The organism is Mycobacterium sp. (assembly GCF_004298145.1).
Taxonomy (GTDB): Bacteria; Actinomycetota; Actinomycetes; order Mycobacteriales; family Mycobacteriaceae; genus Mycobacterium.
The window spans coordinates 1-13,936 of record NZ_SCRH01000047.1; the positions used below are offsets into that span (position 1 = coordinate 1).

The window sequence follows — 13,936 nt, forward strand, 5'->3', positions numbered from 1 at the left end:
CGATGGGTTCATTAACAGCCACCACCCGAACCCTGGGGCAGAAGTGTCACCACCAAAACCGCCCAAACTATCACCGATGTCCTGACACAGAACTGTCACCGATGTCTTGGTAGATGACAAGGTCAAATCTCGGTTCACGATGATTAAAAGTCCCCGGACAAACGGGGTGGGGGTCCTGCGCAACCGGATCCTGGATCGGGAGATCAGGATGCGCCGATCGCCGGCGCGGGCCGGATCGACGGTCCCGTGCCCACCGCCGGGCGTGGGATCATTTGGCATGGCCATTCGCGAGGAGCCGGTCGACCTGCCCGACATGCGGGTGAGCGCCGGGCGGCCGTTTGGCATCTACGTGCATGTGCCGTTCTGCGTAACACGTTGCGGCTATTGTGATTTCAACACCTACACCCCGGCGGAGCTGGGGGGCGTCAATCCCGACGCCTGGCTGAGCGCGCTGGGGACGGAACTGAAACTGGCGTCCGCGCGGCTACAAGCGCCGCCGGTGAACACCGTGTTCGTCGGAGGCGGGACGCCCTCGCTGCTCGGCGGCGCCCGCCTGGTGACGCTGCTGGACATGGTGCGCGAGCACTTTCCGCTGGCAGCAGATGCCGAGATCACCACCGAGGCCAACCCCGAGTCGGCCTGGCCGGACCTCTTCGACGCCATCCGAGCGGCCGGCTACACCCGGGTGTCCCTGGGGATGCAATCGGTGGCGCCGCGGGTGTTGGGGGTCCTCGACCGCATTCACACACCGAACCGATCGGCCGCCGCCGCACGCGAGGCGCTGGCCGCGGGATTCGAGCACGTCAGCCTTGATCTGATTTATGGAACTCCGGGGGAGTCCGACGACGACCTGCTGCGGTCGGTCGACACGGCTATCGCCACCGGCGTCGATCACGTCTCCGCGTATGCGCTGGTGGTCGAGGAAGGCACCGCCCTGGCCCGGCGAGTGCGGCGCGGTGAACTGGCCGCTCCCGACGACGACGTGCTGGCGCACCGCTATGAATTGGTCGACACGCGACTCTCCGAGGCCGGCATGTCCTGGTACGAAGTTTCCAACTGGTCGCGCCCGGGTGGTGAATGCCGGCACAACCTCGGCTACTGGGATGGCGGGCAGTGGTGGGGAGCGGGACCGGGCGCGCACGGGTTCGTCGGCACCACCCGCTGGTGGAATGTCAAGCACCCCAACGCATATGCCGAGCGGTTGTCGGCGGCCGCGCTGCCGGTGGCGGGATTCGAGGAGCTCGGCGCCGAGACGTTGCACACCGAAGACGTGTTGTTGAAAGTCCGTCTGCGCCAAGGGCTTCCGGTAAGTGTGTTGAGTTCCGCCGAGCGGGAACGCGCCCAGGGCCTAGGTGCCGATGGTTTGTTGGTGTCCGGCGGCGACCGCTTCGTCCTCACTCCGCGCGGACGGTTGTTGGCCGACGCGGTGGTGAGGACGCTGCTGGGTTAGGTCGCTAGGTCGCTGGGAACCAGTGCCCGACAATGCGGACGATCTCGATATAGAGCGGGATTCCGATGGTGACGTTGTAGGAGAACGTCAGACCCAGTGAGGCGGCCAGCGGCAGGGTCGGGCTGGCCTCCGGGATTGCCAGACGCTGGACCGCCGGGACCGCGATGTAGGACGACGCGCCGCACAATACCGCGAACAGCACGTATGTTCCCGGCTTGAAGTCGGTGTGGGTGAGGTAGGCGTAGGTGTGGGCGGTGATGATCCCCAGCGTTGCGAAGATGTTTGGCGCCAGCAGACCGAAGACGATAAATCCGGGGCCCGCCGAGCGCAGGTCCTTCAGCTTGCGGGAGGCCGTCATGCCCATCTCGAGCAGGAATAGGCAGAGCACGCCCTGGAATGCCAACACGAAGAACTTGTCGTCGGCGGCAACGACCTTTTCGCCTTGCAGACCACTGACGAGGCCGATGATGATTCCGCCGAACAGAAGGACCAGCCCGGGGTTGAGGAAAACCTCTTGCATGAGCTCGCGGGAGAAGAAGGGCGGTTTCTTGCCTCCCGGGGTTCGGTCGGCCTCCCAGTCCGGATGGTCGAGCCTTTCCATCGAGAGCTCCAGCTCCTGCTCGATGCCGCGTTCGTGCTCGGCCTCAAGGCTTTGGCCATGCGGGGGCATTGCCGCGGTACCGGGACCGACTCCGACCTTGACCGGTGGCGTGTAGCCGGCCTCGTTGGGCATGTACCCCGCCGAGTCCATGCCCCGATGCCGCAGTCGCGCTACCAGATACAGCGCCACCAGACAGCCGGGAACCTCCATGACGGCCAGCATGACCGGCATGTAGGCATCGAATACCAGGTTGACGGCGGCCAGGACGGCCACGCAGGTGGCGAATGTTCCGGCCGAATCCGAGCCGTAATAACCGGCGACCGTCGCCCGGTCGACACTCTTAAGTGAGGTCAGCCAGGTCAGCAACAGGTAGGCGATGCAGCCGATCACGAAGTTGAGCACGAAGCCCACCACCATGAATCCGACAATGGCCCCGACGCTGGAGGCGTTGACGTTGGCGAGTTCCTCACCTCCGTGCCAGCCGATGGCCAGCAGCAGGTACATGGTCAACCCCTGGTAGATGACGTAGGGGAATTCGAACCGCACCTTCAGGACGGGGATCAGAAACCCGAAGTAGAAAAACAGCAGCAGCGGCTTGAAGAGGTTGTGGGTGAAGTTATGCCAGAACTCTTGCAGCATCGATGCCTCCGTTGTTTGGGCCCGTGATCTACGGGGAGCACCGTCGCAAAGCGCGGCAACCACGAAACATCCCGAGGATCGTCAAGAACCTAACGCCGACGGTGCCGCCCTGCCACTCGAGAGCAAAGTGGCGAAATCCGGCCCACCGCGCGTCCTTGTCGCGGTATCGGTGCAGGTCGAAGCGATTCTGGCGAGACGGAATCCGTCGTTCGACGACCAGGCGGTGGGAGTGAGTCTGATGTGAATGTGCTGTGCATTTACTGTGTAGTCAATAATGGATCAGCGGGTGGCCCAGTTAAGGGAGGGCCTGACCCCGGCTCCCTTTTTTCGGTGGGTCACCGACAGCCAGGCCGATGGCGAGTAGTGCGTCGTGATTTCCTCGAAACCGTCGATGCGCGAAACCGAAAGCACACCGGTCTGTTGATTGATTTCGAGCTCGTCGCCTTCGCTCGCATGGACTTCCTCGCCATTGGAAAGCCGGATGATGAACACGTTGTTCCTCCAATCCAGCGGATCCAGGCGGGCGGGCAGTGGTGCTAAGACGAGTCTCGCGGCCAGGGCCGCTCGTTGCGCAACCACGACGTAAACGGTTGGGAAACGTTCGAAGTGGCGAGCCTCACAGATGGGCGGTGCCGACCGGTCCGCGGCAACCGGCGGCACCTCGCCTAGCTGCGCGAACGCGGCGGCCGGGCCGACGCGTCGAGGTGTTCCGGCGGGTGACCTCGGATCGGATCGGGCTTTAACTCCGAGGGAGTTTTAGCTGAATGCGCGAATCAGGGGCAACTCGATGGGATCGGTTGCGCACAGCTACATAGGTTAGGCTACATTTACTAACCGTGACCGAGGTCAGCGTCGAGACAAGTCCCGCCGGCTCTGCATCGCCGTCGTTCCCCCTCCCCGTCCATATCGACCCGGCGGACCTGGCGGCCGAACTGGCCGTGGTGCTGTCCGAGCGCGTCGGGGAGGAGTATCTGCTCTACGAGCGCGGCGGTGAATGGGTCCTGGCCACCGGTGTGCGCGCCATGATCGAGCTGGACAGCGACGAGCTGCGGGTGATCCGCGATGGTGTGATTCAGCGCCAACAGTGGTCGGGGAGACCCGGGCCGACGCTGGGTGAAGCCATCGACCGGCTGTTGTTGGAAACAGACCAACTCTTCGGCTGGATCGCCTTCGAATTCGGGGTCTATCGCTACGGGCTGCAACAGCGCCTGGCGCCGGGAACTCCGTTGGCCCGGGTGTTTTGGCCCCACGGTCGCATTGTGGTGTCCCGGGAGGCGGTCCGTCTGTTCGATGCGTCGGCCGACCACCGTGACGTGGTGCTGGGCGTGCTCGGCGACGGTGTGCCCGCTCTCCGCGACGCATCAGCGGTCGACGTCGTCGCCGACCCCTCGGACTACCGCGATCGGGTGGCGTCGGCCGTAGGAGAGATCGTGGCGGGCCGCTACCACAAGGTGATCCTTTCCCGCTCTCTCGAAGTGCCTTTCGCGCTCGATTTCCCGTCCACCTACCGGCTGGCCCGTCGGCACAACACCCCCGTACGGTCGTTTCTGCTGCGGCTGGGCGGAACCCGTGCCGTGGGCTACAGCCCCGAACTGGTCGCTGCGGTTTGTCGCGACGGCGTCGTGGTGACCGAGCCGCTGGCGGGCACCCGCGCGCTCGGTCGTGGCGCGCTGCGTGACCGCGAGGCTCGCGACGACCTGGAGTCGAACTCCAAAGAGATTGTCGAGCACGCGATTTCGGTGCGGAGCTCGCTGCGAGAGATGACCGAGATCGCCGAGCCAGGCACCGCGGTCGTCACCGATTTCATGACGGTGCGGGAACGAGGGAGCGTGCAGCACCTCGGATCCACGGTCAGTGGGCGCCTGGGTACGTCGAACGACCGGATGGATGCGCTGGAAGCGCTGTTCCCGGCGGTCACGGCGTCGGGCATTCCGAAAGCGGGCGGAGTCGAAGCGATCATGCGCCTCGACGAAGGACCGCGTGGGCTGTATTCGGGTGCGGTCGTGATGATTTCAGCCGACGGCGGGTTGGATGCGGCGCTGACGCTGCGCGCGGCCTACGAGCGTGACGGTAAGACCTGGTTGCGGGCAGGTGCCGGCATCATCGAAGAGTCCACGCCCGAGCGCGAATTCGAAGAGACATGCGAGAAGCTGTCCACGCTCGCGCCGTATCTGATCGCGCGCCAGTAGCCGCCTGATCGCCTGCCGGCCCTGGTAGCCGGTCGCCTGGTCACGATTCGGCCGTAGGGACCTTCGGCCCTATTTGGCGACGACTGCGGCGTGGCATCTTTATGTAACCGCATGACACAGTAATATTGCGTGTTACTGGCCATCACAGATAACTGGGAGGTTCCGTGTCCAAGGACCTGACTAACCTGCAGCTACTGCAGGAGCTCGAGCCGGTGGTCGAGCGCCTGCTCAACCGCCACCTCTCGATGTTCAAGGAATGGAACCCACACGATTACGTTCCCTGGTCGGACGGCAAAAACTTCCACGCATTGAACGGCCAGGACTGGGAGCCCGGGCAGACCCAGTTGCCCGACGTCGCGCAGGTGGCGATGGTCCAAAACCTGCTGACGGAGGACAATTTGCCGTCCTATCATCGCGAGATCGCGATGAACTTCAGCATGGACGGTCCGTGGGGGCAGTGGGTGAATCGGTGGACCTCGGAGGAGGCCCGACACAGCACCGCGTTGCGCGATTACCTCGTCGTCACCCGCACCGTCGACCCGGTGGAGTTGGAAAAGCTACGGCTCGAGCAAATGACCAGAGGCTTCAGCCCCGGGCAGAACCAGCAGGGTGATATGTTTGCTGAGAGTCTGTTCGACTCGGTCATGTATGTCTCGTTCCAGGAATTGGCCACCCGGGTCTCGCACCGCAACACCGGCAAAGTCAGTAACGACACCATCGCCGAGCAGCTGATGGCCAGGGTGTCGCATGACGAGAACCTGCACATGATCTTCTACCGGGACGTGAGTGCGGCGGGCCTGGACATCGCACCCAATCAAGCGATGAAGTCGGTGCATCGGATTCTGCGCAACTTCAGGATGCCCGGATTCACGGTGCCCGAGTTTCGGCGTAAGGCGGTCATCATTGCCGTCGGCGGTGTCTATGACCCGCGCATTCATCTTGACGAAGTGGTCATGCCGGTATTGAAGAAGTGGCGCATCTTTGAACGCGAAGACATTACCGGCGAGGCCGCCCGGATGCGCGACGACCTCGCGCTACTGGTCAAGGAACTCCAGGACGCCTCCGAAAAATTCGACGAATCCAAGCAGCGCTACCTCGAACGCGAGGCGCGCAGGACCGAGAAGATCACCGCCAGCAAAGTGCTTAAAACGAAGGGCACATTAACGCTGAGTGGACACTGAGTATGGTTGTGCGCAGGCCAGGGCAATAGCTGACCCCACAGGTAGACCTAATTCTCAATGTCTACTAAACGGTTGGTAGCGAATATCGGCCATTCTCATGTTTTTTCCCGGTGCGGCGCTTAGCATCTGTCCCAACTTCAACGGGATGGAGTATTCGTGTCTGGTCTTAAATCGAAAGTCATTCTTGCCGTGATGCTGGCGTTCACTTTCCCCACGGCCGCGAGCTGTGTGGCGACTGTCGGATGCGAGCCTGCCCTTACTTGCACCCTGGGTTAGCAGCCGAATGTCTTGAGTTGCGCGCTCACGGCGCGAGGCGGCCGAGGACAATCCCGAAAGCCACAGCCGCTCAGGCCGACGAGCTCGACTCCAGATAGTCCGCCAAGATGCGGCTCACCAGCGACTCGATATTGGCTTCGATCGACGATGCGAGCGTGGCGGTGACCGTTGCCACCGCTTGAGTCCGGAAGCGCACCAGCATGGTGATCAGCTCGGCGATTTCGGCATCGGCCGGCAGCGGCTCGCCGGGCTTGATGCGGTCCAGCACGTGTTCGGCACCCGCGCGCACCAACAAGTCGCTGATCTTGTCGATCTCCGGAACAATCTGCTCGTGCAGGTCGATGAGCTTGTCGAATTCGACGCCATAGCCGCGGATCTCGTTGAACGCTTCGATCAGTTTCGGGCGGGTGATGGTGGCGCGGGGCCCGTCAGTCCGGATCACCGCAAGCGCCACCAGGCGCTCGAACGCGTGCGCGTCGTCGACGAGTCGCTGTGCGTCGACCAGCAGCATGGTTTCCGGCTTCTCGGTGGTCCACGGGCCCGCGATGGCGGTTTCGAGGCCCAGCACGTCGCCGAGGTTTTTGCCTTCCTCCCACGCGCTCAGCATTTCTCGTACGTGCGCGATGGTATAGCCGCGGTCGAGCATCGAGGTGATCAGCCGCAACCGGGTCAGGTGGGTGTCATTGAACAGCGCGATCCGCCCGACGCGCAGTGGTGGGGGCAGCAGTCCGCGGTCGCGGTAGACGCGGATGTTGCGAGTCGTGGTGCCCGCCAGCCGCGCCAGGTCGTCGATTCGGTACTCACCGGAGTTCGCGGCGCCGTGTGGGTGACGGACCGCGGCGTCGAAAAGCTGTGACACCGCGCCCTCGATGAGTTGGCGGTATTCGCGCGATTGGCGCCGCACGCGTTTGGGCGCGCGCCGCACGTTGTGCAGCACGCTGGCGATGGTGCCGGGCTCGGGTCGCGACGCACGCTCGGTTGCCATGTCAGTGCGGCGTCTCAGGCGGGCCGGGTGGCGTGCGTCCGGGCGTGACGCGCCACGGCCTGGTAGTCCTCGTAGCGGAAATCCCTCATCTGGCGACGATACTGCGTGGCGAAGCCGGGATACATCGACCCGTTGAATCCGTCCTTGGTGAGGTACCAACTGCGGCAGCCCGACATCCAGGTCGTCTTGGTGAGCCGGCGTTGAATGGCCTCGTTGTGGTGACGCTGAACCTCTTCGCGCACATCGAGGTAACGCAGGTCGTCGTTGAGGATGGTGGTGATACCGCGGACCGCGTAGTCCAGCTGGCCCTCGATGTAGACGAGCAGCGAGTTGTGCCCGGGCCCGGAGTTGGGGCCGGTCATGACGAACAGGTTCGGATAGCCGTGCACGTTGATGCTCTTGTAAGCCTGTGCGCCACCGGCCCATTCGGCGGCCAGCGAGCGGCCGGGGACGCCGGTGACCGGAAACGGCGGACCGGTCAGATGCACGTCGTAACCGGTCGCGAACACGATGCAATCGAGGTGATGCTCGATGCCGTCACTGGTGCGAATGCCGGCCGGGCTCAACGTGGCGATCGGCCAGTCGATGAGCTTGCAGTTGTCGCGTTGCAGCGCCGGGTAATAGTCGCTGGAGACCAGCATGCGCTTGCAGCCCGGCCTGAAGTCGGGCGTCAGCTGGCGCCGCAGCCACGGATCCTTCACCTGAGCGCGCAGGTGTGCCCGCCCAAGCCGGGCGATCACCGACGTCAGCGGCGTGTCCCACACCAGCGCGGTGGCGCTGACTTCGTGGCCCCAGTACAGGGCCTGGCGCGCAAGCTGTTGAGTGGCGGGGACTTTGGCGAACAAGGATTGCACGGCCGGTGGGGTGGCGACGTCCAGGCGCGGCAGCACCCAGCAGGGCGTGCGCTGAAACACCTTGACGAACTCGGCCCGTTTGACCAACTCGGGGACGATCTGGATCGCGCTGGCGCCGGTACCGATGACCGCGACTCGCTTGCCCGCGAAGTCGTAGTCGTGATCCCAGCGGGCGCTGTGGATCTTGTGCCCGCGGTAGCTGTCCAACCCTCGGAGGTCGGGGAAGCTGACATCGGATAGCGGGCCGGAAGCCAACACCACGCTGCGGGCGCGAAATTTCTTGCGGTTCTTGGTGGTCGCGGTCCAGACGCCGGTTTCCTCGTCGAAGGTCAAGTCCTTGACTTCGTGGCCGAACTTGATGCGGCCGCGGATGTCGAACCTGTCCGCCATGTCCTCGAGGTGGCGATGGATTTCCGGTGCGGGAGAGTAGGTTCGCGACCAGGTCGGGTTCTTGACGAACGAGTACGAGTACAGCAGCGACGGGACGTCACAGCTGGCACCGGGATACGTTGTGTCGCGCCACGTTCCGCCGACGCGGTCGGCACGCTCCAGCATCACGATGTCGCCGACCCCGGCTTCGGCCAATTGGATCGCCGCGCCCAGTCCGGTGAAGCCGGCTCCGACGATGAGCGCCGCGTGGGCACGGTTGTTGGTGGCCATGCTCACGCCGCCGGCTCGTGGGTGAGTTCCCCAACCCAGGTCGGTACCGACGGAAGCAGGGGCCGCGGGTATCGGTCGGAAAGCCACACCATCGAATTCGCCAGCAGGTGGTAGGGGTGGCGTGGATTTGTGACCACTCCGGCGTAGCGCCTCAGGAAACGATAAGTCGGTACCCGTCTGGTGCGTTCGCCGCGGTCACCAAGCTCCTTGAAGCGTTTCACAGCCCGGTAAAGCCGCTCGGGCTCCATACCCATGGCCGTGATCTCGTTGCGGATTCTGTTGATCAGCGGTGCACCCATGATCGCACCGATGATGAGACCCGGAGTGGCATTGTGACCGACGAAGTCGATCAGCAACCGCCGGATCTTCGCATGCCCGATCATGTCGAGAACTTCGAAATCGACGACCAGATGGCGTGATTCGTCATTGTTGATCTTCTCGAAAACCCGGTGACAAACAGGGTCGTGCACCTCGTCGAGGAGGAATTTCAACAGGGCGCCGTCCAGTGCGACTTCGAGCATCGGAATGACGGTGCCGAGCAGAGACAGTGGCATGTCGTCGGCCCAGCGGTCCAGCCAGTCGATCGCCAGTCGAATGTTCACGTTCGGCTCGGGAATCTCACCGTCGGTGAGCATGCCCCAGCGTTTCATCAGCGCCAGTTCGGCATTGGCGTGACGCTGCTCCTCGGCGTGGAAGTAGCGGTAGATCTCGGCGATGGTCGGTGTGGGTGCTTTCTTCGCCAGCGCCGCGAAGCCCCTGGCGCCGATGTTCTCGATCCAGCACAGGTCGGCCATGAACGCCTTCAGCTGTGGCCGCCGTTCAGCACCGATCATTTCGGCGCCGGGCGCGTCCCAGTCGATATCGGCGAGTGCCCACTGCCGGTCTTTGATCTTGGCGAGCATGGCTTCCATGTCGATGGCCACCGGGAGCTCCTTTGCGTTCGGTGTTCAGGGCAGGTTGATGCGGGAGAGCAGGCCGGCCGTGCGCGTATAGGTCTGCGGGGCAAGGCTTTTGATGTTCCAGCCGATCTTGGCGTCGACCTGCGGCATGCAGTACAGCTCGCCACGGTCGTGTGTGTCCAGGCAGATCCGCGCTACCTTCTCCGCGGATAATCCGGTCCAGCGCATCAATTTTGCGGCAAGTTCGCTGGATTGTTCGCTGATGCGGCCGGCCTGGAGAATGTTGGTCTTGACGAAGGTCGGGCACAGCACGGTGACTCGCACCGGTGTGCCGGCCAGTTCGGCGGCCAGGGTCTCCGATAGTGACAGCACACCGGCCTTGCTGACGTTGTAGGCGGCCATCCCCGGAGCGGCGCCGAACGCCGCCGCCGAGGCCACGTTGATGATGCCGCGGGGCGTGCCGGACGGCTCGGCGTCGCGCAGGATTGGGGTGAACACGTGGCAGCCGTGGATGGGCCCCCACAGGTTGATCCCCAGGGTCCACAGCCAATCATCCAGCGGCGCATCGCCGATGGCGGCACCGCCGGCGCCGACACCGGCGTTGTTGATCACCAACGTGGGTGGCGCTCCGAACCAGGTCTGCGACTGCTCGGCCAACGCCTGCACGTCGTCGAATCGCGATACGTCACACCGGATTGCTGTCGCCTTGCCGCCGTACTCGGTGATCGTATCGGCCGTCTGTTGGGCCGCGGTCTGGTCGATGTCACTGCACACGACCGCGCCACCGCGACGGCCGAGTTCGACGGCGAAGGCGGCGCCGATGCCGCTTCCGGCGCCGGTCACCACCGCCGTGGCGCCGCGGCTGATTTTGGGCTTGTTGAGTCCGAACATCGTTAGCGGGCCTCCTCGGCCAGGGCGCGGGCATCCTGCAGGGCATGGGTTATGAATCGCGCGACATAGGCCATGGCCTTGGCGGCCTCGGGGGTCATGCGCGGCAACGCCTGGAAGACGTGCACCTGATGGGGCCAGATCTGTAATTCGCATCTGCCGCCGGCGTTTCGGATGTCGTCGGCGAGTTGGCGCGCGTCCCCTTGCAGCATCTCGGCCCCGCCGGCCTGGATCAGGGTGGGCGGAAGCGCAGGGCCGCCCGCGACGTCGAGCGTCAGCCGCTGATGGGTGAGCTCGACGCCGCCGTGGTAGAGGCCGACCAAGCGGACCGCGTTCGCCACCCGGGTGGCGGGGTCGGGGCGTATCCGTTCACGCGCGAGTGACAGCGCGAACGTGAGGTCGTACAGGGGAGACAACAACACTTGTGCGGCAGGGTGATTGGCGGCGACCTCGGGTTGCAGCAGCAGGTCGACGGACAAATGACCGCCCGCCGAATCGCCGGCGATCACGATCTGTTTCGGCGGTACTCCGCAGGTGTTCACCAGCCAGTCCCAACCCGCGCGGACGTCGTCGGCCGCGGTGGGGAAGCGGTGACGCGGGGCCAGTCGGTAGTCCACGGAGAACACCGGCAGGCCGGTCAACGACGACAGCCAGGATATCAACCGCCGGTGCGTCTTTGGCGAACACACGGCGTAGCCGCTGCCGTGCACGTAGTAGATGGCTTCGGTGACGGTCGACGAGCGAGCTCGCTCGCGAGAAGAGCCGGCGCCCATCGGGTTAGTGACGGTCGACGAGCGAGCTCGCTCGCGAGAAGAGCCGGCGCCCATCGGGTTAGTGACGGTCGACGAGCGCTCGGTTTCGCTGGTGGGCGTTCGCGGCCCGTACACCCATTCGCCCTTGACTCGGCGGCCGTCGGGCAGCCTGGTGTCGACCGGTTCGACCCGAGTGCACGCGAGCGAAGGCCCGAGGGTTCCCATGATCCCGGCGATGATCTGGCGCGATAGCCATAGCCCCCAGGCCCGCTCGGGCGGAATCACGTTGGTGATCGGCCGCAGCGTATACGCACTTACCGCCGCCGCGCCGCGGGATCGCAACGAGCCACGGGCCGGAACGCCGTCCGTCATGCAATGCAGTCAATACTAAATGGTGACATTAGTCAATGGCAGCTTTTAGCGCAGCATTGGGGAGCTCGACGGCATGATGCTTGCTCATCAGAAACCTGCTTGGCCAAACGCAACGCTATTTTTAGCTTGATACTGCGGACACCCGAGCGAACGCCCATCCCGTCGGTAGCGAGCAGTCGGTCTGGAAACCTGCTGCCGACAAGTCGTTGCGATAATCGCCGCGTCGATAAACATCGTGGAGGGTGAGGCGGCGCGGCCGATCAGAACCGAGCCATCCGCACCTTCGTTGTTGATGGGGTAGCGGCGCGGCAATAGAAACGGTTATATAATTTATCGCTTATACCTACGCCCGAAATGCGAGGCCCCGATGCATCGACTTACTGGTTTGTGGGTGGTGGCGGCGCTACTTGGAATGACTGCGTGTTCATCAGGTGTGCCTCGCGCTGCATCTCCACCTCGAGCACTAGCGCCGGGGACCATTGATGTCGCCATCAATGGGCAGACTGTGAATACTCCACGACACGCCGGGTGCACCCGGGTCGGCTCGTATACCGCTGTGGCAGCGGGCGAGGGGGACTCGAGACTGCGCGCCATAGCGAATGACGCGGTCGGGATCAAGGCGGTTTCGGTCGAGATCACCAACGTCGGAGGCTTTACCGGTTCTTACCTGCTGAACCTGCAGGGAGATGCTGAGGCCCGGGTGGCAGGCTCGACGTTCCAGATATCTGGGGTGGCCAATGGCTACGATACCGCGCGACCTTCCTTCCGAGCGACTGGCGACTTTCGTATCCAGTTCGCGTGCTGACGCCGATGCCGTGACAGGGCGGCCGACAGCGCCGCTGCCAAAGTCAATGTCGAGCAACCCATGAAAGGCAACGACAAAATCATGGACGGTTACACGCCTCTGCGCGGAGTCAAGGTGCTCGATTTGGGCATTCTGGTGCCCGCCGCGCTCACCTCTGGCAAGTTAGCTGCGCTGGGCGCGGACGTGGTCAAGGTCGAGCAACCGCCGATCGGAGACCGCATCCGACTGATTCCTCCGTACGCCGACGATATGCGCAGCCCTCAGCACATGGCCCAAAACTGGGGCAAGCGCTCCATTGGCGTGGACGTCCGAACCGTCGAAGGCCGGAACCTGTTGCTGCAGTTGATATCGGTCGCCGACGTGGTGGTGGAGAACCAGTTGGCCGGCTTCTGGGCTGAGCACGGTGTGGACTTCGCGCGCCTACGCGAGCAGCGTCCGGAGTTGATTGTCTGCTCAATCACCGGCTTTGGCCAAACCGGTCCATGGGCAAGTTTGCCATCCCACGGGCTGAACATGGACGCCCTGGGCGACACGCTCAACGTGGACTGGCGCGATGGACAACCCCACCGCGGCTGGGCGTTCACCAGTTGGGGAAACGAGCTTGGCGCGATGGCCGCCGCGATGGCCATATCTGCCGCGTTGGTGTCCGTTCGCTCCGGTGGCGCCGGCGAATGGATCGACCTGTCTTGCTGGGATGCGCTGGTCGAGTCCCATCGGACAGAACTTGCGATGGCCACGAAGACCAATACTCCGTTTTCCTTGCGCGAGACACCGTCGCAGGCGTTGTACGACACGTACCTTGCCAGCGATGACCGGCTGGTCCTCCTGGGCGCGCTTGAACCCAAGTTCTGGCGCCGATTCTGTGAGGGAATCGGTCGCTCGGATCTCATCGAATGGCATGACGGCACCGAGATCGCCTTCGGCGATAACCAGGCCGATCTGCGGGTCGAGCTGGCTCGAGAGTTCGCCAAAGAGGCCTCGCACGTATGGCTGCAGCGATTCCTCGATTGGGATGTTCCTGGTGGTCCGCTCTACGACGTGCCCGCGATCATGGGTACGACGCACTACGCTGAACGGGCGATCGTCTCGGGCGAGCCCGGCGAATGGCCAGTGGTCGCCACGGCGGTCCGTTGGCATGGTTCGGATAGTCGGGCGGGGCAGGGGCTGGCGCCGCCTCCGGACTTCAACGAACACCAGCGAGACGTCCTTCGAGACTGGTTGCACACCGCTGATTCTCAGTAAGGGTGGCGAAACCAGGCGGGGTGCCAAATCCATCGATTGCGCTGGCGCGGTGGCACCTTCGCGATCGGTAGCACCGTTGCAGGCCTCCGTTGACAACCGTCTGCGCTACTATACAGTGATCACTGTATAGTGTGTGATGTACA

11 protein-coding genes and 2 pseudogenes are annotated in these 13,936 nt (G+C 63.9%); 5 read left to right on the top strand and 8 right to left on the bottom strand.

Annotated features, from left to right (window positions below; genetic code table 11):
* Nucleotides 1–277 precede the first annotated feature (277 nt).
* The gene (gene hemW, locus EPN51_RS19760; protein WP_293045798.1) at nt 278–1,450 is read left to right on the top strand and encodes a radical SAM family heme chaperone HemW; all 1,173 of its coding nucleotides are present in this window, start codon (nt 278–280) and stop codon (nt 1,448–1,450) included.
* Nucleotides 1,451–1,454: 4 nt separating this feature from the next.
* Here hemW and EPN51_RS19765 read toward each other — a convergent pair whose 3' ends face one another.
* Both EPN51_RS19765 and EPN51_RS19770 read right to left on the bottom strand, forming a co-directional pair.
* Complete coding sequence (locus tag EPN51_RS19765) at nt 1,455–2,690, bottom strand: sodium-dependent bicarbonate transport family permease (protein ID WP_293045801.1); 1,236 nt, start codon at nt 2,688–2,690, stop codon at nt 1,455–1,457.
* Nucleotides 2,691–2,969: 279 nt separating this feature from the next.
* On the bottom strand, nt 2,970–3,182 hold the full coding sequence (locus tag EPN51_RS19770; protein ID WP_293046347.1) for a hypothetical protein: 213 nt from the start codon (nt 3,180–3,182) through the stop codon (nt 2,970–2,972).
* Nucleotides 3,183–3,526: 344 nt separating this feature from the next.
* On the opposite strand from EPN51_RS19770, the gene EPN51_RS19775 reads away from it, so the two are divergent.
* Together EPN51_RS19775 and EPN51_RS19780 are read left to right on the top strand one after the other, a co-directional pair.
* The gene (locus EPN51_RS19775) at nt 3,527–4,879 is read left to right on the top strand and encodes a salicylate synthase (protein WP_293045804.1); all 1,353 of its coding nucleotides are present in this window, start codon (nt 3,527–3,529) and stop codon (nt 4,877–4,879) included.
* Nucleotides 4,880–5,043: 164 nt separating this feature from the next.
* Nucleotides 5,044–6,060, top strand: a complete 1,017-nt coding sequence (locus tag EPN51_RS19780) for an acyl-ACP desaturase (protein WP_293045806.1) — start codon at nt 5,044–5,046, stop codon at nt 6,058–6,060.
* Nucleotides 6,061–6,406: 346 nt separating this feature from the next.
* Here the strand turns inward: EPN51_RS19780 and EPN51_RS19785 are convergent, their stop codons facing one another.
* The 6 genes and pseudogenes from EPN51_RS19785 to EPN51_RS29055 all read right to left on the bottom strand — a co-directional run.
* Entirely contained in the window at nt 6,407–7,321 is a 915-nt protein-coding gene (locus EPN51_RS19785; RefSeq protein WP_293045809.1) for a MerR family transcriptional regulator, read from the bottom strand.
* 14 nt (nt 7,322–7,335) lie between these two features.
* Nucleotides 7,336–8,841, bottom strand: a complete 1,506-nt coding sequence (locus EPN51_RS19790) for an NAD(P)/FAD-dependent oxidoreductase (RefSeq protein WP_293045812.1) — start codon at nt 8,839–8,841, stop codon at nt 7,336–7,338.
* Nucleotides 8,838–9,758 carry a ferritin-like domain-containing protein gene (locus tag EPN51_RS19795; protein WP_293045815.1) on the bottom strand — a complete coding sequence of 307 codons (921 nt, stop codon included), beginning with the start codon at nt 9,756–9,758 and terminating at the stop codon, nt 8,838–8,840. Before EPN51_RS19795 ends, EPN51_RS19790 begins: the two co-directional genes overlap by 4 nt.
* Before the next feature lie 24 nt (nt 9,759–9,782).
* Entirely contained in the window at nt 9,783–10,625 is an 843-nt protein-coding gene (locus EPN51_RS19800) for an SDR family NAD(P)-dependent oxidoreductase (RefSeq protein WP_293045818.1), read from the bottom strand.
* A gap of 2 nt (nt 10,626–10,627) precedes the next feature.
* A pseudogene (locus EPN51_RS19805) lies at nt 10,628–11,365 on the bottom strand (alpha/beta hydrolase); the annotation flags it as partial.
* 132 nt (nt 11,366–11,497) lie between these two features.
* Nucleotides 11,498–11,746: pseudogene (locus tag EPN51_RS29055) on the bottom strand (acetyl hydrolase); the annotation flags it as partial.
* A gap of 412 nt (nt 11,747–12,158) precedes the next feature.
* Here EPN51_RS29055 and EPN51_RS29060 point away from each other — a divergent pair.
* Nucleotides 12,159–12,551, top strand: a complete 393-nt coding sequence (locus EPN51_RS29060; protein WP_366509466.1) for a lipoprotein LpqH — start codon at nt 12,159–12,161, stop codon at nt 12,549–12,551.
* 60 nt (nt 12,552–12,611) lie between these two features.
* On the top strand, nt 12,612–13,793 hold the full coding sequence (locus EPN51_RS19810) for a CaiB/BaiF CoA-transferase family protein (protein WP_293045824.1): 1,182 nt from the start codon (nt 12,612–12,614) through the stop codon (nt 13,791–13,793).
* Nucleotides 13,794–13,936 lie beyond the last annotated feature (143 nt).